This window comes from Nostoc sp. UHCC 0870, from assembly GCF_022063185.1.
Lineage (GTDB): Bacteria > Cyanobacteriota > Cyanobacteriia > Cyanobacteriales > Nostocaceae > Trichormus.
In genome coordinates, this window is the sequence record NZ_CP091913.1 from 5,856,934 (window position 1) to 5,883,849 (window position 26,916).

Annotated in this window: 19 protein-coding genes and 1 pseudogene; 10 read left to right on the top strand and 10 right to left on the bottom strand. The window is 40.0% G+C overall.

The window, feature by feature from the left end:
* Positions 1 to 79: 79 nt before the first annotated feature.
* The 3 genes from L6494_RS24875 to L6494_RS24885 all read right to left on the bottom strand — a co-directional run bounded on the left by L6494_RS24875 (position 80) and on the right by L6494_RS24885 (position 3,797).
* Complete coding sequence (locus L6494_RS24875) at positions 80 to 1,123, bottom strand: 3-deoxy-7-phosphoheptulonate synthase (RefSeq protein ID WP_237990401.1); 1,044 nt, start codon at positions 1,121 to 1,123, stop codon at positions 80 to 82.
* Positions 1,124 to 1,336: 213 nt separating this feature from the next.
* Positions 1,337 to 2,995: an alpha-amylase family glycosyl hydrolase gene (locus L6494_RS24880; protein WP_237990402.1), complete on the bottom strand. Its 1,659-nt coding sequence runs from the start codon at positions 2,993 to 2,995 to the stop codon at positions 1,337 to 1,339.
* A 424-nt stretch (positions 2,996 to 3,419) separates the two neighbouring features.
* Complete coding sequence (locus L6494_RS24885; protein WP_237990403.1) at positions 3,420 to 3,797, bottom strand: DUF1823 family protein; 378 nt, start codon at positions 3,795 to 3,797, stop codon at positions 3,420 to 3,422.
* 105 nt (positions 3,798 to 3,902) lie between these two features.
* On the opposite strand from L6494_RS24885, the gene L6494_RS24890 reads away from it, so the two are divergent.
* On the top strand, positions 3,903 to 4,205 hold the full coding sequence (locus L6494_RS24890) for an acylphosphatase (RefSeq protein ID WP_237990404.1): 303 nt from the start codon (positions 3,903 to 3,905) through the stop codon (positions 4,203 to 4,205).
* 62 nt (positions 4,206 to 4,267) lie between these two features.
* Here L6494_RS24890 and L6494_RS24895 read toward each other — a convergent pair.
* Both L6494_RS24895 and L6494_RS24900 read right to left on the bottom strand, forming a co-directional pair.
* Positions 4,268 to 4,564, bottom strand: a pseudogene (locus L6494_RS24895) (alcohol dehydrogenase catalytic domain-containing protein); the annotation flags it as partial.
* 106 nt (positions 4,565 to 4,670) lie between these two features.
* On the bottom strand, positions 4,671 to 5,459 hold the full coding sequence (locus L6494_RS24900) for a dienelactone hydrolase family protein (protein WP_237990405.1): 789 nt from the start codon (positions 5,457 to 5,459) through the stop codon (positions 4,671 to 4,673).
* A 209-nt stretch (positions 5,460 to 5,668) separates the two neighbouring features.
* Between L6494_RS24900 and L6494_RS24905 the strand changes: the two genes are divergently transcribed.
* The 3 genes from L6494_RS24905 to L6494_RS24915 all read left to right on the top strand — a co-directional run bounded on the left by L6494_RS24905 (position 5,669) and on the right by L6494_RS24915 (position 11,788).
* Entirely contained in the window at positions 5,669 to 7,777 is a 2,109-nt protein-coding gene (locus L6494_RS24905; protein WP_237996261.1) for a M3 family metallopeptidase, read from the top strand.
* A 705-nt stretch (positions 7,778 to 8,482) separates the two neighbouring features.
* Entirely contained in the window at positions 8,483 to 10,177 is a 1,695-nt protein-coding gene (gene bicA, locus L6494_RS24910; protein ID WP_237990406.1) for a bicarbonate transporter BicA, read from the top strand.
* A gap of 195 nt (positions 10,178 to 10,372) precedes the next feature.
* Positions 10,373 to 11,788: a cation:proton antiporter gene (locus L6494_RS24915; RefSeq protein WP_237990408.1), complete on the top strand. Its 1,416-nt coding sequence runs from the start codon at positions 10,373 to 10,375 to the stop codon at positions 11,786 to 11,788.
* 65 nt (positions 11,789 to 11,853) lie between these two features.
* Here the strand turns inward: L6494_RS24915 and L6494_RS24920 are convergent, their stop codons facing one another.
* Both L6494_RS24920 and L6494_RS24925 read right to left on the bottom strand, forming a co-directional pair.
* Positions 11,854 to 12,933: a hypothetical protein gene (locus L6494_RS24920; protein ID WP_237990409.1), complete on the bottom strand. Its 1,080-nt coding sequence runs from the start codon at positions 12,931 to 12,933 to the stop codon at positions 11,854 to 11,856.
* A 48-nt stretch (positions 12,934 to 12,981) separates the two neighbouring features.
* Complete coding sequence (locus tag L6494_RS24925) at positions 12,982 to 13,965, bottom strand: hypothetical protein (protein ID WP_237990410.1); 984 nt, start codon at positions 13,963 to 13,965, stop codon at positions 12,982 to 12,984.
* Positions 13,966 to 14,645: 680 nt separating this feature from the next.
* On the opposite strand from L6494_RS24925, the gene L6494_RS24930 reads away from it, so the two are divergent.
* Genes L6494_RS24930 through phoU form a run of 3 tightly spaced genes read left to right on the top strand, consistent with a single transcriptional unit; the run spans position 14,646 to position 17,486 of the window.
* Positions 14,646 to 15,398 (top strand): winged helix-turn-helix domain-containing protein, encoded by a 753-nt coding sequence (locus tag L6494_RS24930; RefSeq protein WP_237990411.1) that lies wholly within the window; start codon positions 14,646 to 14,648, stop codon positions 15,396 to 15,398.
* A 59-nt stretch (positions 15,399 to 15,457) separates the two neighbouring features.
* The gene (locus L6494_RS24935) at positions 15,458 to 16,789 is read left to right on the top strand and encodes an ATP-binding protein (RefSeq protein ID WP_237990412.1); all 1,332 of its coding nucleotides are present in this window, start codon (positions 15,458 to 15,460) and stop codon (positions 16,787 to 16,789) included.
* 28 nt (positions 16,790 to 16,817) lie between these two features.
* On the top strand, positions 16,818 to 17,486 hold the full coding sequence (gene phoU, locus L6494_RS24940) for a phosphate signaling complex protein PhoU (RefSeq protein WP_237990413.1): 669 nt from the start codon (positions 16,818 to 16,820) through the stop codon (positions 17,484 to 17,486).
* A 74-nt stretch (positions 17,487 to 17,560) separates the two neighbouring features.
* Here phoU and L6494_RS24945 read toward each other — a convergent pair whose 3' ends face one another.
* Positions 17,561 to 19,912, bottom strand: a complete 2,352-nt coding sequence (locus L6494_RS24945) for a beta strand repeat-containing protein (protein ID WP_237990414.1) — start codon at positions 19,910 to 19,912, stop codon at positions 17,561 to 17,563.
* 1,588 nt (positions 19,913 to 21,500) lie between these two features.
* Here L6494_RS24945 and L6494_RS24950 point away from each other — a divergent pair.
* On the top strand, positions 21,501 to 22,097 hold the full coding sequence (locus tag L6494_RS24950; protein ID WP_237990415.1) for a Crp/Fnr family transcriptional regulator: 597 nt from the start codon (positions 21,501 to 21,503) through the stop codon (positions 22,095 to 22,097).
* A gap of 164 nt (positions 22,098 to 22,261) precedes the next feature.
* Positions 22,262 to 23,851, top strand: coding sequence for an iron uptake porin (locus L6494_RS24955; protein WP_237996264.1), 1,590 nt, complete (start codon positions 22,262 to 22,264; stop codon positions 23,849 to 23,851).
* Positions 23,852 to 23,923: 72 nt separating this feature from the next.
* Here the strand turns inward: L6494_RS24955 and L6494_RS24960 are convergent, their stop codons facing one another.
* Entirely contained in the window at positions 23,924 to 24,184 is a 261-nt protein-coding gene (locus L6494_RS24960) for a hypothetical protein (RefSeq protein ID WP_237990416.1), read from the bottom strand.
* Positions 24,185 to 24,274: 90 nt separating this feature from the next.
* Between L6494_RS24960 and L6494_RS24965 the strand changes: the two genes are divergently transcribed.
* Positions 24,275 to 24,880: a DUF3318 domain-containing protein gene (locus L6494_RS24965; RefSeq protein WP_237990417.1), complete on the top strand. Its 606-nt coding sequence runs from the start codon at positions 24,275 to 24,277 to the stop codon at positions 24,878 to 24,880.
* Between the two features lie 267 nt (positions 24,881 to 25,147).
* Here L6494_RS24965 and L6494_RS24970 read toward each other — a convergent pair whose 3' ends face one another.
* Positions 25,148 to 26,818 carry a hypothetical protein gene (locus L6494_RS24970; RefSeq protein WP_237990418.1) on the bottom strand — a complete coding sequence of 557 codons (1,671 nt, stop codon included), beginning with the start codon at positions 26,816 to 26,818 and terminating at the stop codon, positions 25,148 to 25,150.
* Positions 26,819 to 26,916 lie beyond the last annotated feature (98 nt).

A 26,916-nucleotide genomic window follows, 5' to 3' on the forward strand; every position in this document is an offset into this window, starting at 1 on the left:
CACAGAATTAGGCAAGAAGTAGAGGGCAAAGGGGCAGGGGATAAGACTACTATTCCTAATGCCCAATGCCCAATAAGTTTTACTTCAATTTCTCATGAGCAGCTAAAATAATCTGTTCTGTTTCCTCCCAACCAATACAAGGGTCGGTTACAGAAATACCATATTTGAGTTCTGGTTTTTTGCAGTTAATTGGTTGACTACCTTCAGATAAATGTGATTCCAACATCATGCCTACAATTGATGTGTTACCATCTACGATTTGTTGGATAACATTTTCTAAGACAGTCGGTTGTAATTTGTAGTTTTTGTTGGTATTACCGTGACTACAATCAATAACAATGCGCGGAGGTAAATTAGCTTTCTTTAATTGTACTTCTACCTGTTGTACACTCTCTGCATCAAAGTTAGGTTGACTACCACCCCGCAAAATTACATGACCGTAGGCATTACCTTTAGTTTCAAATACACTCACCTGTCCTTCGGGATTAATACCCAAAAAATTATGGGGAGTTCTGGCAGAATGTAAAGCATTTAAGGCAACTTGAATATTACCATCCGTACCATTTTTAAAACCCACCGGCATTGATAATCCGCTAGCCATTTCGCGGTGAGTTTGAGACTCAGTTGTACGTGCGCCAATCGCTGACCAAGTAATTAATTCACCAATATATTGAGGGATGATTGGGTCTAAGGCTTCTGTAGCACTGGGTAGTCCTAATTCTGCTAGTTTTACTAACAAATTTCTGGCAATTAATAATCCCTGTTCGACCAGGAAAGAATCATCCATGTTAGGATCATTAATTAATCCTTTCCAACCTACTGTTGTTCTCGGTTTTTCAAAATAAACTCGCATGATCAACAATAAGTTGTCTTGGACCCGCACTGCTAAATCTTTCAGGCGTTTGGCATACTCAATTGCTGCGTCTGTATCATGAATTGAACAAGGGCCAACTACTATAAATTTACGTCTATCCTGAAAATCTAAAATTTGTTCTATTTCTTTTCTGAATTTCCAAACAGTTTGTTCAGCATATGGTGTTAAAGGTACTTTAGATTTTACTTCATTAGGCGTTAATAGAACGTGGTAATTTTCAATATTTGTGTTAGATAATTTATTGTGCATGGAGGAGTTCTCTTGATGACTAAGATTTCATTTTGAGTACAACTAGTATACATATTCTAAATGAAACCCACGATACAGATTTATTTACTTTTTCTGGTTACGTCATAAAAATCAGACATAACACAATATGAGTTTACCATTGCAGAACCCCGGCTTCTCGCAGAAACCGGGGTTCTAAATGGGTGCTTAACCCGTAGATGTAAGTGTATTTTTTTACTGCCAAACAAACACTTTGGCTTCGTAAGACCCGATATCAGTCATAATCCCATCATCCCCAGCCTCCACATCATAATCTCCAGTCCACTCATGCCAAGTACCGCCACAGGGAAAATTAGGAACGTGATAACCTGCGAGGAAAGTTTCAGAGAAATTGGCTACCACTACTACACGAGAACCTTTATCATTCCAACGGCTGTAAGCTAGTACCTTAGCTTCGGGGTTTTCATGAATGAAATCAATGTTTTCTGTGTAGAGGGCGTGATTATTTTTACGTAAATTAATTAAGCCTTGGTAGTATTCAAATAAACCACGGTTAAGGTCATTACTGAGAAGTTGCCAATCTAGTTTTGATGCTTCTGGCTGTTTGGGTTTATATTCACCAAATTCTTCACCCATCCAAATTAAAGGTACACCAACGGATGTTAATAAAATTGCTGCGCCGAGTGTAGCCCTTTTAAAGGCTTCTTCATCAAAAATATTGCGATCGCCTAACTCTACCATGAGATGGTGGTGATCATGGTTAGTCAAGTAATTAACCACATTGGTTGCACCCATAAAGCCTTGACGTTTGCAGTCAATCACATCTTTCAGGTTTTCTAAATCAAATGTCTCACCGCAGATATGGGCTTTGATTGTGTGGTAAAAACTATCATGCCAGCAACCATCCATTGGTCCATCTACATTAGTGATACTCGTAGTTTCTGGGATGTGTTCTGCAACATTATAAAATGGCTTTGCACCGGCAGCCTTTTTAGTTTCCTGAACAATCCAGTGCATAAAATCATAGTTAGCTATTTGTCTAGCTGCATCGTAACGAATCCCATCTATATGGTATTCTTCAATCCAAAAACGGATTGTATCACCTATGAATTTTCTAGCTGGGTAAGTATCTAAATTTTCATCATAGAGTTCATAATTAAACTCAGGTCCCCAATTATTGTCCGGGTCACGCGGTTCATGGTGATACCAATAATCATGGTCAATTTGTGTCAATGGTGCAGAGGCTTCTGAGTGGTTAAAAATCCCATCCATCAAGACGCGAATTCCGCGATGATGACACTCATCGACTAAATGTTTTAAATCTGCTGTAGAACCATAGCTAGATTCTGTAGCAAAAAAATAGCGAGGATTGTAACCCCAACTATAATCACCTGGATATTCTTTAACAGGCATTAACTCAATAGCATTGATACCTAATTCACTCAAATAATCTAATTTTTCAATGACGTGTTTATATTTACCCCGTGCATAACGGTCATCTTCACCGCCAGAAAAGTCACTTACGTGTAATTCATAAATTACTAACTCTTCGTCTGCTGGTAGGGGTTGATCATCATATTGCCATACATAAGTGTCAACAATAATTTCACCATCTTTGATACGGACTACACCATTATCTTTACCACTTGATTCATCAATATCAGTGGCGTAGGGGTCAGTGACATCAACCCACTGGTCTGCTTCAAAAAACCATGATTTTGTCTGCACCCGAAATTTATATTGATAAGTTCCGTCTTTTAAGTCAACAGTAGTCCGAAAATAACCATCATCACCTTTTGCCATTGGAATTTCTTGCCAATCGGAAAAATCACCAATTAATGCAGCACCTTTATTATGAGGTGCAAATAATTTAAATTCAATTGGCTTTTTCATGGAATTATGTAAGAATTATTGAAATGTTAGTAATGATATTTTCTAATTATTAATTCATTTGCAAATCAGCCATAAGAGATAATTAACTGCTGAGTTCCTCTATCGGAAGAGATAATTTTTAATACATTAATAGATTATTTATTGATTCCAAAATAGGCAAAGTATTTTTAATCATATTATCCGTACTTGTCTACTTTCATTGGATATATAAACATTAAGATTATGATTAGTGGTAATAATGAAACTAATTCGCCCAATTACGCTGACTTAAACATTGATATTTATCCACAATAATTTCATTGATTAGATGTAAAAAATACTTTTTAGCCATGAATTTGGTATTTAAATCTTTCTGATGAGAGAGCAATAGCAAATATTCAGTTAATACCATATATTTTGATACTGAATATTTGCTATCAAAAAATTATGCCTGTTGATCAATACTTTGTTGCAAGTAACTTAATAACCAATTAGCAGATGTTGCCCTACGGGTTTCTCTAGGAGTAAATTCACCGAGTTTGTAACCTTTAAAACCCAGCTTTTCTTTAGTGATTTGTTTGTATTCCTTAGGGATAGAACGAGTTAACTTCATAGTAGCTGGACGGCTAGCTAGAAAATTTGGTGGTTCTGGGTACTCATCTCGCCATTCTGGTGCAACAGCACTGTTATCCCACTTTCCAGTTGTAGAGTCGTAGCGATAACCCAGATAGTACCATACCAATTGCATAACCGTAGCATCATCAATTTGATCATTGAGAATACCCCAGATAGTATCTGTATTGAGTTGTGGTAGTTCAGACATAAGCAATGCAGAATTCAAAATTTTAAATTAGCAGTTTTAATTTAAAATATTAGTTCTGGATTCACAAACAATGTAGACTGGTGATTGTAAAGTATAAATTAGTCAATGCCAAATCCTACACCACAATCAAAGCTGACTCGCGCCCATGTCTTGATTTCTGGTAGAGTGCAAGGGGTAGGCTATCGCTATGCTACTGTAGACACGGCTAGCCAGTTGGGATTAACTGGTTGGGTGCGGAATCTACCTGATGGTCAGGTAGAAGCTGTGTTTGAAGGGGCGCGGGATATTGTAGAGGAGATGGTACGCTGGTGTCATGTTGGCCCACCTGCGGCGGTAGTTCAAGACGTTACTGTTGAGTACGAACACCCAGAAGGCTTGCGGGGATTTGAAGTGAAGCGAGTTATTTAGTTAATTGAGGAATAGGATTGAGGGAGTGGTGTGGGTTACATTTTACTCCACAACTAATACATAGAAAGACAATAGAGGCAGGAATTGCAAGTATATCCCAACCAAGGCACACCGACCTTTTGCCCAACCTTAAAGTTATCAACTGTTGCGCCCATTGCCTCTACAGTACCAACAATTTGATGTCCAAGTATTCAGAGGTAATTTTGGGTGGTCAGTTCGCCATCAACTATATGTAAATCTGTACGACAAACAGCGCAAGCATGAACCCAAATCAGCACTTGCTCAGGATTATAACTTGGTATGGGCAAGTCAACTAATCGTAAGGGTTGACGTTGTGCCTCTAAAATCATTGCACGCATAGGTTGGCGTTTGGGGACTAGGGACTGGGTATTTCGATAATAATTAAATACTTAGCCAGTATTCATGTAACCTCCGTACTATTTCCCATTCCCTATTCCCTATTCCCTACTTCCGAAATATTTCTGCAAAAAACTGCCGCATAGCTTCCCAAGAACGCTGGTCAGCAATAGGGTTATATTCTGAGCCTTTAATCTCACCTTTAGCTTCTGGATTGGTGAAACTATGTACTGTACGACCATAGGAGATGAATTGCCAGTCTACATTAGCTTGGCGCATTTCGGTTTCAAAGCCTTTGATTTGTTCCTCTGGTACAAAGGGGTCATCAGCACCATGTAAGACTAAGACTTTGGCTGTGATATTTTTCGCATCTTCAGGGTTGGGGGTGTCGAGGTTGCCGTGAAAACTGACTACTCCGGCAATATTTGCGCCGCTACGAGCCAATTCTAAAACAGTACCACCGCCAAAGCAGTAACCAATGGCGGCAATGCGTTTAATATCGGTAAGGGGATTTGCTTGTAAAACTTTTAACCCAGCATTGGCTCTTTCCCGTAATAATTGTCTATCTTTACGGTAAATTGTCGCTTGTGTTCCTGATTCTTGGGCATTTTTCGGTCTAATGCCTTTACCATAAATATCGGCAGCAAAAGCCACATAACCCAGTTTCGCTAATTGTTCAGTACGCTTTTTAGCATAGGATTGTAATCCATTCCATTCATGCACTACTAAAACACCAGGACGCTTACCTTTGATAGCATCGTCATAGGCTAGATAGCCTTCTAAAACTGTATTGCCATGTTTATACTCAACAGTTTTAGTTTGCAGTGCTGCTAATGCTTGTCCAGAAGCTAACAACACAGCTACAGGTGTCAGTAAAACAGAAAATATTAATTTCATCTCGAAGCACCCAATACAAAGGTATCTTGGTAAAGATTATCCCTGGAAAAGTGCCAAAACTCTATGTTATTGGCAATACAATCTCTGTCATTTGGGTATTAAGCCTCGCTTTTGGCGATGGGCTGCGCCCCGCCGTAGCTGATCGCTATATTAGAAATAAAAGAAATTACAATCGTTATTTACCCATCAACTGCTGCTCACATAAAACCATGAGTGCAAATATCACTATTCCCCAAAATTATTTACTCCAAGGTTCTGGATTACCTCCCTTTGGAGAAATTACACCAGAACAAGTTATACCAGCCTTTGAACAATTGTTGGCAGAACTTGAAGCACAACTGAGTGCCTTAGAAGCTAATATCCAACCTAATTGGAGTGGTTTAGTAGAACCCCTAGAGAAACTCACAGAACGCCTCTACTGGAGTTGGGGTATTGTAAGTCATTTAATGGGTGTCAAAAATAGCCCAGAATTACGCGAGGCTCACGAAACTGTGCAACCCCAGGTAGTACAGTTTATGAACAAGCTGGGACAAAGCCAACCCATCTATAATGCTTTTAAAGAAATCCGCGCTAGTGATAGTTGGAAAAATTTAGCATCAGCTCAACAAAGAATCGTCGAAGCCGCTATTCGTGATGCTGAACTTTCGGGTGTCGGCTTACAAGGTGAAGCACGGGAACGTTTCAACGCTATTCAAATGGAGTTAGCAGAACTTTCTACTAAATTCTCTAACCATGTTCTAGATGCTACCAAAGCCTTTAGCTTAACTCTCACAACTAAAGAAGAAGTTGACGGTTTACCTGAAAGTTGGCTGAGTTTAGCCGCACAAGCTGCACGAGCAGCCGGAGAAGAAAACGCCACGCCAGAAAATGGCCCTTGGCGCATTACTTTAGACTTCCCCAGCTACAACCCCTTCATGCAGCACAGCACCCGTCGTGATTTGCGCGAAAAGCTCTACAAAGCCTATATCACCCGCGCTTCATTAGGGGAATTAGATAATCAACCCCTTATAGAACGGATTTTGGAGTTGCGCCAGGAACTAGCTAATTTACTGGGATTCCAAAATTTTGCTGAATTAAGCTTAACCAGTAAAATGGCCGCCAATGTTGAGGCAGTCGAGACACTCCTAGAAGAATTACGCAGTGCCAGTTACGATTCTGCTACTCAGGATTTAGACGCACTCAAAGCTTTTGCCGCTAGTAAAGGAGCAGCAGAAGCCGAAGATTTACGACACTGGGATATAAGTTTTTGGGCTGAACGTCAACGGGAAGAAAAATTTGCCTTCACCGCCGAAGAACTACGACCTTACTTCCCTCTACCCCAAGTTTTAGAAGGTTTATTTGGACTAGTTAACAGAATTTTTGGTATCACCGTCACTCCAGCTGATGGTCAAGCCCCAGTTTGGCATGAAGATGTTCGTTATTTCCAAATAGCTGATGAAACAGGTACTCCCATTGCCTACTTCTACTTAGACCCTTACAGCCGTCCCGCCGAAAAGCGTGGTGGTGCTTGGATGGATGTTTGCATTAATCGCAGCAAAATCACTAACAATGGTGTGACTACTATTCGCCTACCTGTGGCTTATTTGATATGTAACCAAACTCCGCCAGTAGATGGTAAACCTAGTTTGATGACTTTCTATGAAGTAGAAACCTTGTTCCATGAGTTTGGTCATGGTTTGCATCATATGCTGACCAAGGTTGACTATAGTGGTGCAGCAGGGATTAATAATGTTGAATGGGATGCTGTAGAACTACCTAGCCAGTTCATGGAAAACTGGTGCTATGAGCGTACTACTTTGTTTAGCATGGCTCAACATTATGAAACTGGTGAACTGCTACCAGAGCATTATTATCAAAAACTCCTGGCGGCACGTAATTACATGAGTGGTAGCGTCATTTTGCGGCAAGTCCACTTTAGCCTTGTTGATTTAGAATTACACTCTCGTTATCTTCCAGGTAGTAATGAAACCGCCGCCGATGTGCGTCATCGTGTTGCCAAGATGACAACTGTATTACCTCCGTTGCCAGAAGATGCCTTCTTGTGTGCTTTTGGACATATTTTTGAAGGTGGTTATGCCGCAGGATATTACAGTTACAAGTGGGCTGAAGTGCTAAGTGCTGACGCTTTCGCTGCTTTTGAAGAAGCGGGACTAGAAGATGAAGCAGCCATTAAAGCTACTGGTAGACGTTACAGAGATACTGTTTTAGCTCTTGGTGGTAGCAAACATCCAATGGAGGTTTTTCAAACTTTCCGGGGTCGTCAACCCAGTACAAGTTCTTTACTCAAACATAATGGGTTATTAGTAACCTCAGTTTAGTAAAGAAGAATATCTTATTCTTTGTGCTTCTTCACCACAGAGGCACAAAGACACAAAGAAAAATTAATTTGTAGATATATTCTGTTGTTTTCATTTATAGCCAGTTGTGTGAAGCGATGAACAAGGGGTGTAACTTTACCGTTTCAACGATGTAGAGTCATTCTGCAACCCTTGGTCAACAACTGGCGATGGGCTAGGAATACGGAGACTAGGATTGATCCCTGCCTTGTATCGATGTCTCACTATATCCGCTATCCCTGTTGATATGTCTATTAAAACTGCTCTAGGAAACATGAGGTTGCCAAATTGCCGAAAACTTTCCCCAAGCATTGTAAATCAAAGACATAAAGAAAAATTAACGCTAGATACAGATTTTTTTATTATTCTTCAAACATAAGATTTATTCAGATGTATAAGTTTTTATTGATGATGGTGATTTAATATTGTTTTAATAATTATCAGATAGAATTGACAACATCGACTTGAAAAGCTGTAAGCTATTCTCATCAGAAATTAATTTAGCTATAACGGAAACTTACTCTTGATGTAAGTAGTGTATATAGCTTTTTTTGTACCTGTGTTTGGCTAGGCAAGAAAATTTTGTTTTCTTGTCTTAATTTTTCATGCCTATGAAATAAAAAATTTACTAAAGACTGCCCCAATTTTTGTCACCCATCAAAACTTTGCTTGTTTTAGGAAACTACAATGTCCTTGACCAATACTATTAATTTTAGAAACCTGCGAGGGGATATATTCGGTGGTGTCACTGCCGCAATTGTATCTCTACCCCTAGCTTTGGCTTTTGCAGCTGCCTCTGGCGCGGGTCCGGCATCGGGTCTTTATGGTGCTGTTTGTGTCGGTTTTTTTGCCGCATTATTTGGTGGTACGCCAACCCTCATCTCTGAACCTACAGGGCCAATGACTGTAGTTATGACTGCCGTTGTTACTTCAATGACTGCGGCCTCTGGTGCTGATGACAAAACCGGTTTAGCGATGGCTTTTACTGTAGTCATGCTAGCGGGTTTGTTTCAAATTTTACTTGGCATATTTAAGCTGGGTAAATACATTACCCTCATGCCCTACAGTGTAATTTCTGGCTTCATGTCAGGGATTGGGGTGATTCTGATTATTTTGCAAATTGCGCCTTTTGTTGGTTATAAAGACAAGATTAAAGGTGGGGTGCTGGGAATATTACAGAATCTGCCCAGTTTATTGACAAACGTCAAACCCGCCGAAATAGCTTTGGGTGTGCTGACGTTGGCAATTATTTTCTTAATGCCATCTAAAATAAAGCGTGTTGTTCCACCCCAGTTAGTAGCGTTAATTATTGGTACTGTAGTTTCCCTCGTCTTTTTCGGCAATATTGACATTAGACGAATTAGGAACATTGGCGAAATTCCAATGGGATTGCCAAGCTTGCAAATGCCTACTTTCTCTGCATCGCAAATCACAATTATGCTCGTCGATGGTGCGATGTTGGGGATGTTGGGTTGTATTGACACCCTACTAACGGCAGTGATTGCAGATAGTTTGACTCGCACTGAACATAAATCTGACAAAGAATTGATTGGTCAAGGCATTGGTAACATAGTATCTGGTTTGTTTGGTGGACTACCAGGTGCTGGTGCGACAATGGGAACAGTAGTTAATATCCAAACTGGTGCTAGAACGGCTGTATCTGGTTTAACCCGCGCCTTAGTTTTGTTGGTTGTAGTTTTGTGGGCAGCAAATCTCACCGAAAATATCCCAATGTCAGTGTTGGCTGGTATTGCACTGAAAGTAGGGATTGATATTCTCGATTGGAGTTTCCTGAAACGCGCTCACAAAGTTTCTTGGAAAGGCTCAATCATTATGTACGGTGTTTTGTTCCTCACCGTATTTGTAGACTTGATTGTGGCTGTAGGGGTAGGAGTTTTCATTGCAAACATCTTAACTATTGAGCGTCTTTCACAATTACAATCTCAAGATGTGAAGACAATTAGTGATGCTGATGACACTATCGTTTTGAATGATGAAGAAAAGCAGTTGCTAGATCAAGCCGATGGACGCATTCTGCTATTTTACTTGAGTGGTCCGATGATTTTTGGAGTTTCTAAAGCGATCGCTCGTGAACATTCAGCAATGGCAGACTCAGATGTGCTAATTGTGGATCTCAGCGATGTACCCATGTTAGGAGTGACTGCTTCTTTAGCAATTGAAAACGCCATTAAAGACGCTTGTGAGCAAGAACGTCACGTTCTCATAGTCGGTGCAACAGGTAAAGTTAAACGCCGCTTAGAAAACTTTGGTGTTGCTAGATTTGTACCACCACATTATATGTTTGTAGACCGTGTAGAAGCTCTCAAACAAGCTGTTGCTTTGGTTAAAAGTGGTAGTGATGCTGCTACCACTATCTACTAGGTGACAGGTGACAGGTGACAGGTGACAGGTGACAGGGTATATATATTCCCAATCCCCAATCCCTATTCCCCGCCTTACGAAATCAGGCTAAACTCTAGCAAAAGATACAACTAATTTTGGATAGGGAAGAAACTGTCCAATTATTTGCAACCTACATCAATTAGTAATTGACCCCAGGATTTACAGATAAACCAGATGATTTTTTCAGACCCAATCATTAATTCGATGAATTCTTTGACAGCATTAATCTCTACATTGCCACCTTTGCTGTTGACAACAGAAAACAACGCCGAAAATGCTCCCATTGTTCTGACTGGTGTATTACTCACCTTGGTAGTCATTTATCTGGCTAGTAAAATTGGCGGTGAGTTGTCTAGGATGATAGACTTACCTCCAGTTTTAGGCGAATTGGTTGGTGGTGTATTGGTTGGTGCTTCGGCCTTGCATTTGGTTGTGTTTCCCGAAAGCGGTGCAGTAGCTGATGACTCCATGATTATGACTGTGCTGCAATTCATTAACAAACTCACCCCTGATGCAGTCACAGCCATCTTCAATAGTCAGAGTGAAGCGATTTCTATTCTGGCTGAATTGGGTGTGATTATTCTGTTATTTGAAATTGGTTTGGAGTCAGATTTAAAAGAATTGCAAAAAGTCGGTTATCAAGCTGCCATTGTGGCTTGTGTTGGGGTAGCAGTTCCCTTTGCTGCGGGAACAGCAGGACTGATTTTATTATTTCATGCCCCAGTTATTCCAGCCATTTTTGCTGGTGCAGCTCTGACAGCAACAAGTATTGGTATTACCTCTAAAGTTCTCTCAGAAATTGGCTATCTCAAATCTAGAGAAGGTCAAATTATTGTTGGTGCAGCTGTCATTGACGATATCTTGGGTATCATCGTGTTAGCAGTGGTTGCTAGTCTGGCTAAAACAGGCGAAGTAGATATTTTCAACGTCATTTATTTAATTGTTAGTGCCACTGTTTTTCTCATTGGCTCGATTTTACTGGGCAAATTTTTCAATCAAAGCTTTGTAGCTGTTGCAGATAAATTTCAAACACGTGGAAATTTAGTTATTCCAGCATTTATCTTTGCATTCTTTATGGCTTTCTTGGGTAATGCTATCCATCTAGAAGCTATCTTAGGTGCGTTTGCGGCTGGCTTAGTTTTAGATGAAACCGACAAACGCAAGGAGTTAGATGAGCAGGTTAAACCCATTGCTGATGTTTTCGTACCTATTTTCTTTGTGACAGTTGGAGCTAAAGTAGACTTAGGTGTACTGAATCCTGTACTGCCTGAGAATAGAGAAGGATTAATTATTGCTGCGTTTTTAATTTTCGTGGCAATTATTGGTAAAGTTGTCACCGGGTGGGCAATTTTTGGTCAGCCTGGAATCAACCGATTAGCGGTTGGTGTAGGTATGGTTCCCCGTGGTGAAGTTGGTCTAGTATTTGCTGGTATTGGTGCAGCTAGTGGTACTTTAGATAAACCCCTGCAAGCAGCAATTATCATCATGGTTATCCTGACTACCTTTTTAGCACCGCCTTTGTTGCGTTTGGCATTTAAAAACTCTGCGGCTTCCCCAGAACCTCTAGAAAAAGCAGATATAGTTGGTTAAATCTACTATAGAACAGTGAACAGTTATCATTCATCAACACTGTTCACTGCTTCTGTGTCACCTCATTATTTATTTTTAACCTGGCTTTTTGCCTGTTCTAATGCTATTTCTTTCATAGCCTGGTATGAGTTAACATTTGCAGTCCCTTCAATGGCTTTTACTGCCAAATCTTGCACTTGTTTGAGGGCTGATTCCAGTTGTTTAGAGAGGTTTTGTAGTCTGTTTTCCTGATTAGTAATTGTTTGTTCTAGAGATTGTAATCTCTGTTCATAAAAACGCTTTTGCCCTTCTACTTCTTTGGCGTATAAATCAGATTTTACTTTAGCTTGATAGTGAGCTATTCCTTTACCTTCTTCGGTGGCTTTTTTTATGGCTGCTTCTTTTTCTTTCGGGAAAGTTTCTACTTTGGTTTTATACTCTTCAAATTGCTGCTCCCGCTCAAAAATTGTCTTTTCTCGTTCCGCCCACTGTTTTTCTACTTCCTCTTTTAATTCTTCTAACTGTTGATATAAAGCTTTCTGTCTTTGTTCATATTCATCTAGATTTAATCGTCGCTGGAGTTCTAAATCATATTTATATTCTGCTGTTTCTCTTTGGCGAGTTTTATTTAAGTCATCATTTCTCTCTTTGATTGTTATTTGGTGTTCTTCTTGTTCTTTTTGCCAAGCGGTTTTCTGTGCTAATGTTTCTTGTGAGAGTAAATCGTAACGCTGGTTAAACTCATCTTGATAAGCTTTAGAATTATCTTCGTATGATGAAATCAGCGTATCTAAAGTATTATCCGTAACTTCTAAATTATGTAACTGTTTTAATTGCTCAGTTTCATTTTCTACAGATTTTATAATTTCTTCTAGCTTAGAGGCTTGTGTAGTCAATTTTTCTGATAATTCATTAGCCGCGCTACCGAATCCTAATTGAATTTTTGCTAAATTTTCAATTGTATAATTCATTTTTTGTTGGATGGTAACAGGCTGATTTATCAGTTGCTTTGGCTCTGCTTTAGGTTGCTCTTTATTTACTGATTCTTTTTCTTTTAATCCTTGATTTATTTGTAATTTTAGTGCTGATGTTTCTTTGGTTAAATCTTCATAAGCTTGGAGAATCTCAGCCTTGGTATTTTTATCTGTTAGTTTTTTGGTTGTCATAAGCACCTTTTATTAATCACAAATACTTAATTACAAATGAATTGCTAATTATTTAGAAGTAGAACTATCAAAAGCTCTCATTGCCAAGTCTTGGGCTTGTTTTAATGTTGATTGCAATTGTGTAGATATGCTTTCTATTTGTTCAGTTTGTTTCTGAATTGCTTCTTCTAAAGATTTGATTTTCAATTCGTAGCTTTGCTTACTAGATTCCCATTCTTTTTCAAATAAATCAGCCTCGATCTTAGCTTTTTGACTAGTATCTTTAATAGCTTCCTCCCTGGCTTTTTTAACTGCTTCTTCGAGTTCATTAGGAAATGATGCTACTTTTTGTTGATATTCAGTAAATAAAGTCTGATGTTCATTCAATATTTTTTCTCTTTCATTCCAATCTTTATCTTTCTGTTGAGTTTTTTCTTGAATATCTCTTTCCAATGTACGTTTTCTAGATTCATAGGCATCAGTATTAAGTTTACGTGTAGTTTCTAGTTTATACTGATATTCATCTTGCTCTTGCTGGCGTTCTTTGATCAAAAAATCATTATATTTTTGCAGTGCTTCTTCAAAGTCTAACTGCTCTTTTTGCCAATCTTTATGCTTAATTAAAATTTCTTTTTCTAGTGATTCTTGTTTAGTAGCAGTATCTTGCTCTAGATTTTTTAGCTTTTCTTGATGTTCTTGTTGTAAAATATCTAGAGCATCGGCAACAATTCTAATTTTTTGCAGGTCTTGTAGAATTTGAATCTCAATCTCTATAGCTCGATTAAGTTCATCTAATTTTGAATTCTCTTGAGCTAATTTTTCAGCAAGACTATTAACAATACTACCAAATTCTAACTGTAAATCGGCTAAACCCTTGACAATACTATCAACTGTATATGTAGAAGCAACTGCTAAAGTTTCCAGATTTTTAGCTTTATCCGCTTCTTCTTGTTTAGTGGCTATTTTTGATTCTAGTCTCTTCCTTTCATGCAGAATTTGTTGAAATGCTTGAAGTAGTTGCTGTTTGTTATCTTTGATTGCAACTGTTGTCATATTTCAACTCCTTGATGTGTAATAGTTTAATGGGTAAGTCATACCAAATAACTACTCTATGCAGACATTTCAGAGTAGCCTGGAAATAAAGATTGTTGATGCAGTGCAATTACTGAAATCAAGCAATATGGCGGTTCTCGCTTTAGTGAGGTACAAGAACCCCACCCCCAACACCCTAAGAGTAAGGAAGGAGGGGGCTATGAGCATAACTAGTACCGCAAGGCGGAATTCAAAATTCAAAATTCAAAATGAATACAGCGTAAGCGTTTCATTGATTTGGAATGGTCTGTTTATTTCCGCCGTGTTGTACTAGGTCTTTTTATAGTATTTATGTACTACTAAATATACTCAGATGAGTTTGCTATTGTCAAGTGTTTGGGACTGGGGATTGGGTTAAAATTTTTCCTCTACTCTCCGTTCGACTGAACTTCCCTGTAGGAAGCAATGCAAACGCCGAACCTCTTAGGGTAGAAGGCTACTCCCGTGACTTTTGCTATAAGTTAATGTAAATGCGATCGCCTGCTTGCAACCAGAGTAATTTATGATATATGTATTACTGTTACAAACATTACTTTTTTGCAAAGTAATTCACGATGGTGCAAGCATGAATGCACTGAAGACAGATAATTAACATAAGCATCATATTGATACAAGCACAGGGTTAGACTTTTGTGATATCAATGTACACCAGTGAATCAATCAAATATTCTGCTAGAGCAGACATTGGACAAACGAGCCGTGTTCTGGTGGTAGAAGATGAAGAGCTAATCCAAGAAATGCTAGTTGTAGCATTAGAAGAGGAAGGTTATGGCGTAGTAACTGCCCCTGATGGGCGTTCTGCTGTGGAATATATGAAAGGTTTTGAACCCAATGTAGGAGATTTTCCGTTTGATTTGGTAGTTCTTGACATCATGTTGCCTCAAATCAATGGCTTAGATATTTGTCGTTTACTACGTCATCAAGGCAACCCTGTACCAATTTTAATGCTCAGTGCCAAGGGTAGCGAAACCGATCGCGTGTTAGGGTTAGAAGTAGGGGCAGATGACTATTTAACTAAGCCCTTTAGTATGCGGGAGTTAGTAGCCCGTTGTCGCGCTTTACTCCGCCGCCAACGCCTCAGCAACCTACCACAGCTACCAGTCCTCAAATATAAGGATGTCACCTTAAACCCCCAAGAATGTCGGGTATTGGTACGTGGACAAGAAGTAAACCTTTCTCCTAAGGAATTCCGTTTATTAGAATTATTCATGAGTTACGCTCGCCGGGTATGGTCACGGGAACAGTTGCTAGACCAAGTGTGGGGGCCTGATTTTGTCGGGGATAGCAAAACCGTAGACGTTCACATCCGGTGGTTGCGCGAAAAACTAGAGCAGGACCCCAGCCATCCAGAATATATTGTGACTGTAAGAGGATTTGGCTATCGATTCGGATAAGCTAGTCAGATAGTTGTTAGTTTTTAGTAATCACCAGCAACTAACAACTCTTTCCTCAAATGCTCTTATTGGGATTTTTTCTAGGTTTAGCGGTAGGTATTGGGTTTTGGATTTGGCAACAGGTTCAACTGAACCGCTACCTGGAGCGCGTACTCCAACCTTTAAACTCCCGCACTCCTAAAGTGACAATGCCTTGGCTACCCCGGTTAAGGCAAGAACTTGTCACGCTCAAGCAGCAAGGACAAGATTTGCAGCAGTCACTACAAACTTACCAAGACCTCTTGGACTTTGCGCCAGTGGGATATTTGCAAGTTGATGAAGAAAATCAACTCCTGTGGTGTAATCAGCAAGCACAGAAAATTTTGTATCTGCAAAGATGGCAACCTGGACAGGTGCGTCTGTTGCTAGAATTAGTCCGTTCCTATGAACTTGACCGCTTGATTGAGCAAACTCGTGATGAACAAATAGCTAAAACTAAAGATTGGATGTTTCATCCTTCTTGTGATAATCCCGCAGAAATGCCCACAATCAAATCTTTGGCGTTGCGAGCTGCTAGTTTACCTTTACCAAATGGCCAAGTCGGAGTGTTTTTAGAGAACCGCCAACCCATCCAGGACATGAACCAAGTGCGGGAACGCTCATTTTCCGACTTAGCGCATGAGTTAAGAACCCCCTTAACCTCAATTCGCCTGGTGGTAGAAACCCTGCAAAACCGCTTAGACCCGCCTTTAAATCGCTGGGTTGACCGTTTAATGCAGGAAGTAGACCGATTGATTAACTTGGTACAAAGTTGGCTAGAACTCACCCAAATGGAAACTAGTCTGGCGTTTCAATTACAAACTGAAGTAGTGGAATTGCGATCGCTCATTCTATCAGTTTGGGAAACCCTAGAACCATTGGCACAACGTCACAAGTTATCTATTTCCTATTCTGGCCCCGAAAATATCTGGATTAAAGCTGATCCAGCCCGCATTTATCAAGTTTTTCTCAATTTGCTGGATAATAGTATTAAATATAGTCCACCTGCTGCTAACATTCAGATTCAAGCCAAAATATTGCAGTCAAAGGATCATCAGGGGGGCGATATTACTGATCCAATTTTAGAAATCAATCTGATTGATTCTGGAGTAGGTTTTGCAGAAGAAGATTTACCCCATATTTTTGAGCGATTTTATCGCGGAGATAAATCCCGGACTCATTCTTCCTTACCAGCAAATAGTCCTGTAGAAACTATTGTAGGTAATGGTTTGGGTTTAGCGATCGTCCGGCAAATTGTCTTAGCTCATGGTGCTTCTATCAAAGCCATGAACCATACCCAAACCGGTGGTGCATGGATGCAACTTCACTTCCCTGCGGTGATGGCAAACTCCGAAAGCGAAGACTATAGTTAAGAATATCTTCACGTTTGAGACTACAAGTGTGAAAGCCGTTGTTTATAGTCCGAACCCTGCAAGTCCCCAGTTAGCACGCGCCATTAGGCGATTAGAACGGGATGTATTACGCATGGGAGCTTTGGTGGAACAATCATGTCGCCTCAGCCACCAAGCGTTATTTTCCCGTGACTTGCAAGCAGCAGAGGAAATTCCTCGATTAGATAAAAAAATTGATCGTTTTTATCGACAGATAGAATCAGATTGTACGTCTATCATGACATTACAAGCACCTACGGCTCAAGATTTACGCTGTTTGAGTGCTTTTATGCAATTAGTACGAGATTTAGAGCGTATTGGTGACTATGCTAAGGATTTAGCTGATATCGCCGTAAAAATCTTTCCTTATCCGCTCCATACATCTTTACCAGAGATTGCTGTGATGTCTCATCATGCCCAAGCAATGTTAGCAACTAGTTTAGTTGCTTTAGCTGATTTAGATGCAGTCGGTGGGCGGAGTATGAAATATTTAGATGATACTGTAGATAATGCCTACAATCGCCTCTATCAGACTTTAGCTCAACAACGGGATGTGCAAGGTGTTGTTGAGCCAATTATTTTACTAGCCTTGGCGATTCGGTGTCTGGAAAGAATGGCAGATCATGCAACTAATATTGGTGAAAGGGTGGCGTACATCGTCACCGGTCAACGCTCCTAAATTATGCAAAACCATCACTAATAGAGGATTGGCAAGTTTCCACTTTGCTAATCCTCTATTTTTTATATAAATTATTAAACAACCACAAAATTGTTTTCAGTGAGTGACGCGCCACTATTTATTTGTGCGAATTGTACCTGACTAAATCCACCAGCACTGCCATCTTGGTCAAAATACAGCGCACCTGTACTCAAGTCATAGATAAATCGCTGATCACTTGTCGTTGCCGATGCTCCCAGTGTAAACTGGCTAGCTAAGAGTGAACCGGCGAACAACCCACCACCAAAACCATCTGCCGATACCTGAATCAGTTCATTAGCAGCATCGAAGTCATTAAGACTATCAACGCCTTCAGTGAAACTATTGAAGACAAAGATATCATCACCGCCATATCCATAGATGACATCATTACCACTGCCACCTATCAAGATATCGCGGGCAGAACCACCATAGAGGGTGTCATCACCAGCACCACCATAGAGGGTGTTATCCCCTGTTGCACCAATGGCGGAAAGGTAATCATTGCCATCGCCTCCATCCAGCAGGTTATTGCCTGTTGAATAGTCAACAATTAAGGAATCATTACCCGCACCACCGTTGAGGGTGTTGTTCCCAGAAGAACCAATTGCTGTATATCCTCCGTAGTAGTCGTAGTAGCTGTAGCCAGAGACAGAAATATAGTCGTTGCCATCGCCTCCATCTAGCAGGTTATTGCCTGTTGAATAGTTAGCATTCAAGTTATCGTCACCAGCACCACCATAGAGGGTGTTGTCGCCTGATGCACCGACAACGCTATAACCTCCTCCGTAGTAGTAGTTGTAGTTTGAGTAGACGTAGCCAGAAGCGGAGAGATAATCATTACCATCGCCTCCATCCAGTAGGTTATTGCCTGTTGAATAGTCAACGTTCAAGTTATCGTCACCAGCACCACCATAGAGGGTGTTATTGCCTGAACCACCGACAATGCTATAACCTTCTCCGTAGTAGTAGTAGTAGTTTGAGTAGACGTAGCCAGAAGCGGAGAGATAATCATTACCATCGCCTCCATCCAGCAGGTTATTGCCTGTTGAATAGTTAGCATTCAAGTTATCGTTACCAGCACCACCATAGAGGGTATTATTGCCAGATGCACCTGAGCCGGTGGGATAACCGTAATAGTAGTAGCCAGAAGCGGAGAGATAATCGTTGCCATCGCCTCCATCCAGCAGGTTATTGCCTGTTGAATAGTCAACATTCAAAGAATCGTCACCAGCACCGCCAAGAATTGTATCATTGCCACCACTACTGCCAGAGAGGTCATCGTTGCCATTAGTCCCCACAATATAGTCATCGTAGGCTGTACCTATGATCTTTAATTGTTCGATATTCTGGTAGCTAACCTGATTCGTACCCGCAGTAATAACGCCTTGTTTATTGGTGGCATTAAAAGTTGAAGTGATTCCACTGCTAGCATAGTTATAATCAACAGACAAGTAATCGTAGCCAGTTCCTCCATCTACGGTTTGAGTGACCAAGGAAGAGGGTGCAGTATACGAGGCACTGATATAGAAGTAGTCATTGCCATCACCGCCATTGAGGGTGTTTGCACCCTGTACTCCATAAGCAGAGAAAGAATCGTTACCTGCTCCCCCATCCAGAAGGTTATTGCCTGTTGAATAGTCAACATTCAAAGACTCGTCACCAGCACCGCCAAGAATCGTATCATTGCCACCACTACCGCCAGAGAGGGTATCGTTGCCATTAGTCCCCACAATATAGTCATCGTAGGCTGTACCTGTGATGCTTAATTGTTCGATATTCTTGTAGCTAACTCGATTCGTACCTGCTGTAATCGAGCTTTGTTTATTGGTGGCATTAAAAGTTGAGGTGATTCCAACACTAGCATTGCTGTAATCAACATATAAGTAATCGTTACCTGTCTCCCCATCTACGGTTTGAGTGACCAAGGAAGAAGGTGCAGTATACGAGGCACTGATATAGAAGTAGTCATTACCATCGCCGCCATTGAGGGTGTTTGCACCCTGGACTCCATAAGCGTAGAAGTAATCAGTACCACTTCCACCTGAAACTGTATTGTTGCCAGTAGAGTAATTAATCGTAAGGGAGTCATTACCTGCATCCCCACGGAGGGTGTTATTCCCAGAGGAATAAGAAGCATTAAGGGAATCGATCCCAGAGCCACCTTCTAAAGTATTGTTCCCCAAAGATGAAGAGACATCTAAAACATCATTGCCACTTCCGCCTATGAGAGTACTATTCCCCGCAGACCCAGCAGCAAACAGAGTATCATCCCCAGCACCACCATCTAGGATATCGTTACCTCCGTCACCATTTAGGTAATCATTCCCAGCAAAGCCTTTAATAGTGTCATTCCCAGTTGTGCCAATGAGGTAGTCATAACCGTTAGTGCCGTTGATATTTGCCATAATTCTTACCTACGTGAATCAATTGTTTCAGTAATATTGAAGTTTTCCGATCGCAGTTACTGTTGTTGTAAGACACAAGCAACTCGCTAAAAGTTGAGACTTTCAGCATACTTTTTACCACTCTCAAAGAAGATGTTTTTCGCACCCTCAAGTCGTATCAAATTAACCCCTAGCATCCTTTGAAAAAGGACTTTACCAGGGATGAAAATATTTGATTGGCAATACTAATTTCGACAATCTTGACGACAGATCAATTTTTGATCAGGGCGATAGCTGAAAACTTTCCCTGATCTCTGCATTCTCTGTTCTTGTATGGTCTAAAGAAAAATAGTCAGTTTTAGGGTTGTCGCTAGTATCCTTATATGAGTAGCGATATCTGAAAAAGTAGCTACCGATCAAGCTTTAAGCTACTTCCAAATGAAAAATTATTCCAAACTTTCTTTTGAGATGGGTGTTTCCACAGACACCATATTACAGGCGCGGAGAATACTCATCCCACAGGATGGATAATTTATGTTTGGGATACCCCAGGCTTATCTGACACAGAACGATACTCTTATACTTCAATTGCGAGATGTTGCCTGTGGGCATCTAGCTAGAAGGTAGGGAACACATAAATAACCTTATAGTGACATCATACTGTGTATTTACTGAAGTGTCTATTGTTTTATCCAGTAACTTTACATACTTTTAACATTATGAGTGAAGGCAGGGCTGTTTCATTCCCTAAAAGACTGTAATTTACAAGCGTATCAGTCAAAAAAATCAGGTTGTTAAAAACTCTAGTTGGGTCAAAAATCAGGCGCGCCTACGGTGGACGGAAGGCGATCGCACTTAAAATCACTGTTTCAAGCAGTAATTTTTCCATTACCAACTCACTAAAATTTCTGGTTGATACTCTTGACAAAATCCTGTAATATCTTGATTTTTCATTAGTCCCGCGCACCATTCGGACTTAGTTTGTGTAACCCAATACTTTTCAACTTTCCTCTAAAAGTGAGTAAGATTTTACCATATCATTACCTTTTCTTAAACTTGTGGAATTAGATTTGGCATGGAAATAAAAATATATTTCTGTGGAGTAATGTCTACTCTAAAAATAAATATATCCATAAACAATATCTTATATGATACATAAGTAAAATTTAACACTATGTATGTACAAAGTGTAAGATTTTATACTTTTAAGAGTAATTAAGAAAATCTTGAAAAGTTTTATCACTGGGTATTTAAATTTTTGCTTTCTAATAAACTTGTATAGGAGTAGTTCAGCCAATAAGTATAAACATTATGTCTAATAACAAAAATAATTAATAAACGATACAGAGGATTAGTTATTTATATGTATAAATATAAAAATATTAGCTGATATATCTCTCATAAAAATATAAAATAGTAACTAGATATATATTGATTGCAAAATCTAAAAATCATCTATTGAAGTAAATACAAGAAAAAATAATTGGGGAATGTAAAAATATTTTTTCACGTAAATTACATTATATTACTTTATAATACAAAAAATATGCTTTTTTGATTTTAAATAAATCAAAAACTTAGTAGTTTTATTCTAGGAACATCCCCCACAATGTCATCGATTATCTTTACGCCTAATGCTTCTATTTTATCTAATAAATCTACCTTTAATGAACAGTTACCACAAAGGCTATTTACTCGTCGAGAAGTCATTGAGCCTTGCCATGACGTACTTTGGATGATTGAGCGTGGGGCAGTTCGTACACTAACCTGGGGTGAAGATGGAACATTTATTACTCTAGGATATTGGGGGGCTGGTGATTTAATCGGCTACCCTTTATCCAAAGTTAACCCTTATCAAATTGAATGTTTAACCAGTGTGGAAGTAAGCACTATCCCGGCACACCTTTGGCATCAATATATAGATGCTTTAGTTGCTCACATTCAAACTTCTGAGGAGCTTTTAAATATACTGAGCTACAAACCTATCTCACTACGTTTATGGGAATTTTTAGTGTGGTTAAGTAAAAAATTTGGACGCAATGTAGAAAAGGGGTGTTTGATTGAATTATATATTACCCATCAGGAAATTGCAGAGGTGTTAAGCACAACCAGAGTAACAATAACCCGCCTACTTCAAGAATTTGAAACAGCAGAAAGGCTGTTACGTTATCAACGTCGGATTATTCTATGTCTACCGAATAAATAACTGTAAACATAGTAAAAAAATCAGCAATCCTCTTGTGCTAATTACAAGAAGATATGTATAATAATCACTGAAACTCATGTGTAAATTATCTCAACTAAAATTATTGAGCTAGAAATTCTACCATGACTTGGCATGAAATCGTTGGTGTGAGAGGAAGTACAATCATGACAAAATTATTCTGGAACGCTTTAAAAGCAAGTCCAGCAGTTTTTGCAGCTACCTTTTTGGCTGCTAACAGTGCTTTGGCTGGGGAAGCAAATGAAAAGGTGACAAGTGTTGCCCAATTGACCCAAGCATCTCAAGAAATCGGTCAAGTAACATCTGTATCACAGTTTTCTGACGTACAGCCTACAGACTGGGCTTTCCAAGCATTGCAATCTTTGGTTGAGCGTTACGGTTGTATCGCAGGTTATCCCAACGGCACATACCGTGGTAACAGAGCGTTGACTCGGTATGAATTTGCTGCTGGTTTGAATGCTTGTTTGGACAGAGTTAACGAACTGATTGCTACAGCTACAGCTGATTTGGTAACTAAGGAAGACCTAGCTACCTTACAGCGTTTGCAAGAAGAATTTTCTGCTGAATTGGCAACCCTGCGTGGTCGTGTCGATGCGTTGGAAGCTCGTACTTCTGAATTGGAAGCTAATCAGTTCTCTACTACCACCAAACTTTCTGGGGAAGCAATTTTTGGCTTGTCTCAAGTATTTGGTGATCAAAGAGCCGGTGGTGGAGACCTGCAATCCAACACCACATTCTCTAACCGGGTGCGGTTAACACTGAACACCAGCTTCACTGGTAAAGACAGGCTGCAAACTCGTTTGAATTCCGGTAACATCGTTGAAAATACTGGTGTAACTGGTACTAGAATGACCCGTTTAGGCTTTGAAGAAGACAATGGCAACAACGTTGAAATTGATAAAGTAAACTACGCTTTCAACCTTGGTCCAGCACGAGTCAAGATTGATGCTGTCGGTGCTGAGTTGTATGACAACATCAACGTCTTCAACCCTGACTTCAGCAGCAGTGGTAGTGGTGCGCTTTCTCGCTTTGGACGTTTCAGCCCGATTTATCGCCTGGGTTCTGGTGGTGCTGGTTTGACAGTTGAATTCAATCCTCGTGGCCCTTTGACATTGAGCGCAGCTTATTTAGCACCTAACGCTAATCAACCAGCTGATCGTAATGGTGTCTTCGATGGTGCTAACGCTATCTTCGGTCAAATAGCTTTCAAACCAAGCAAAGCATTCAATGTAGGTTTTACCTATGCTCGTGCTTATCAGAATAATGTTGATGGTGTAAACCTTACGGCTAGTACAGGAAGCAGTATAGCAGCAAGCTCTGCTCGTAGACCCTTTGGTAATGTTGCCAGTTCATCCAACAACTACGGTATCCAAGCTAGTTTCCAACCCAGTTCTAAATTAGCAGTTGGTGGTTGGGTAGGTTACATTGATGCAAAATCCGAAGTTGGTAATCAAGATGCTGACATTTGGCACTGGGCTGCTAACTTGGCTGTGAAAGATTTTGGTAGAGAAGGTAACACCCTTGGTTTTATTTTTGGTCAACCACCTAAACTAACTGGTGGTACTGGAGTTACCAGAGACACCAACACTTCTTATCACTTAGAAGGACTCTACAAAATCCGCCTTACCGATAACATTCAGGTAACACCTGGATTGTTGGTTATCTTTAACCCTGAGCATAATGACAACAACGACACCATCTACGTTGGTACTCTCCGTACTACCTTCAGGTTCTAAATCTGTGATGGTTAGTAGATAGGTAATTAAATATCTATTACAGGTAAAAGCCCGCCAGCAAGCGGGCTTTTTTTATTCGAGATTAGAATCTTGCTGCTTCAACAAATCTGATGGAGGCCGATCGCTACTCCAAGCCCACCATACACAACCACATCGGCAGTTGTAAAACTCCTGCCATTTGCGACGATGATTTTCTGTGAATACAGGCGATCGCCGATTCATCCAAACTTGCACAGCCTCTAAGCTACTAGCACGGCAACTAGGGCAGCAAAATTGATAAGCGTGAATTGCCTTGTTTGTCCATTCAGGTGGGATGGGAGCAAAAGCGTCCATTAGGATAATTGGTAATTCGTAATTCGTAATTCGTAATTAAGAAAGCTAGTCGGTGTTTTTTCTGACACCACACTCATCATAATAGAATACATGGAGTCAAACATTGAAATTCGCCGTTTGTTAGATGTGATGCCTGCTTCTGGGCGCATGACAACTAAAATTGTCAGTAAACCAGAGCAGTCTCAGGTGATAGATGCGGCCTTTCCTTTACCTTGGAATCAGGAGCGACCGATATATATTAATTTTGACTTATGGGGTCGCCTGTCGAAACCGCAACGGGATTTACTACTGTTGCAGAAAGTTGCTTGGTTGAGGGAGGTGAGATGGTTTAAACCAGATATTTATCAAGGTGTAGCTTTGGCTGGGTTGATAGGTGCATTGGTAGAATCTACCCAATCGGATTTTGTAGGTATAGCTGTAGCTGGGGGATTAAGCGCGATCGCTCTCACACGCATTTGGCGTAATAATAAATCCCCAGAATCAGTCATAAATGCTGATTTAACAGCGATTAAAGTAGCCCAAAGACGGGGTTACTCAGAAACCCAAGCTGCACAGCATTTATTAGCTGCTATTGAGACAATCAACAAAATTGAAGGTAATTCTGGCTTAAATTTTACTGATTTAATTCGTTGCCAAAATTTAAGAGCGATCGCTGGTTTGTCACCAATTGCTGTACCAGAAACTTACGGGAAATAAGAGGATGTTTGAAAAGAAAAGTTTTGGGCGAATATAATCCGCTACTAAACAAACAAAGTCCGCCTGCGCGGACTAACCAAAAACTAGGACTTTCAAACCCACGGAGGTGGGTTTCGTCTGTATAGCCGCGATTTCTAATCGCCGGGGCTAGTATTAATTTAGACTTTTCAAACACCCTCCAAGACAGTCCCTAGGAGTTGTTTAATTTTGACTTGATTCTCAATGCTGAGTGTTGTAAGTGCTGATTTCATTAGAGTTTGAGCCGCGCTAATCTTGGCTACCTGTCAATAATATTTTTGTTTCCGACTCTCCCACCTTCTTTAATTGGCGTGTCATTTGGAACAACAACAAACCTAAAATACCTGTGTGTCCCATAATTGCCAAGAAAGCTGTCATTGCTGATAAGTCGCGTGATGGGGACAAAGCAATAATAGGTGCAGCTACGGAAAATAGCCACAAGAAAGTTTGGTTTTGGATACGAGAAAATAATATGGCTAAAGTAACTACGGGTAAAATTATCACAGCACCCAGAACACCGTTAGTCCAAAATAGCCTCTGTCCATTTTTCATCAATAGAAGTAGCTGGGTTAAGGCTGCATAGATGGCTGCTAAAGTACCAGCAAAAATTAGCGCGATTAGGGTATAGAATTTGTCAGTGGCACTGCTTAAAGAGATCAGAGTGAACAAACTTAAGCCGCTAATAGCGATTATGGCATTAATGGCGATCGCAACTACACCCGGACTTTTTTTACCCCAAATTAAATCTTGCATTAACTGACCCTTCCCTCCCTGCTGGGAAGCCATGTGACGATAACGCGCCCAATCTTGTAAGTTGTGACGGTGGGGAGTCAGTGCGGCGATTAAATATAAGAACAAAAACAAATTCAGAAATAGCAGGGAAGCTATATTTTCTGTGAATGCAGAAGAATAGTCATACTTACCAAAGACTAATTTTGGCCAATTTGCACAGCCGATGGTGATCATGGTAAAAGCAGTAGTGAGTAAATAACTCTGCTGTTTACTCAGCATGGTAGTATTGCGATCGCGGAAGCAACGTTGTAATGATTGCCAGAAAAAATAACTTCCCAGCAAGTGAATCAATACAGCAAAGCCCATAATAATTACCCAACTATTGCCTAATGGTAGAGCAAACCACTGGAAATTAGCTAAATCTTGGTAACGAATAAAATAGTATGGGTTAATCAGTGTTAAAACTGCAAATGGGTAATCAAATAATCTTGCATCTCTGAATCCTTGCTGAGTTAAGAGTAGAAACCCCAAAACTGCACTACTTCCTAACCAAGCTTGAAAGCCACCTAGCCAAGAACCAACTAAGCTAAATAACAGTGCGCCACTGAAGTAAAATAGGCTAGTAGTTATGACGATTAGATAGAAGCTGAAAATGAAACTCAAAGAAATTTCAGCATTCAAACCTAACCATAAATGCACAGGGATTGCTGTACATATCCCCAGATAAACAAGTATAGGGACTCCCAACATTTTACCGAAGAGAATGCTTTGTGGTGATTGGGGACTCAAGCGAATAAAATTCAGCGTATCGCGTCGTTCTTCAGCAGATAAATCATTGATAAGTAGATAACTACCCGCCACGAGAATTGCAAAAAATCCGATAATACTCAAGCTGGTAAATATGTCTTGAAACCATAGCTGCCAGTTTATATTTATATTACCAGAATTATCTAAAAAACATTGATTTGCAATATCTACATACTTATCTGTACAGTATCTATTCGGTCTAGGATACAAGATATGATCCTTATTCGGTAAGAGAGTTTGAAAATAAATAAATACTCCCAACTGACTCAGTAATGAGGTAGTAATTGCTAGTAGCACATTACGTTTATATAAACGCCCTTTAATTTCCCTTAATAATTGGGGATTCCAGTCTCCGATTTGATTTAGCCAATTAGTGTGCATAGTTAAAACTTGTTTGGTAATTGGTTTACAGGGCTTACGTAACTGGGATATTATTTTCAGTTCTTAGAGAGGACTTTAGTCCTGATTTTATTCGGTTA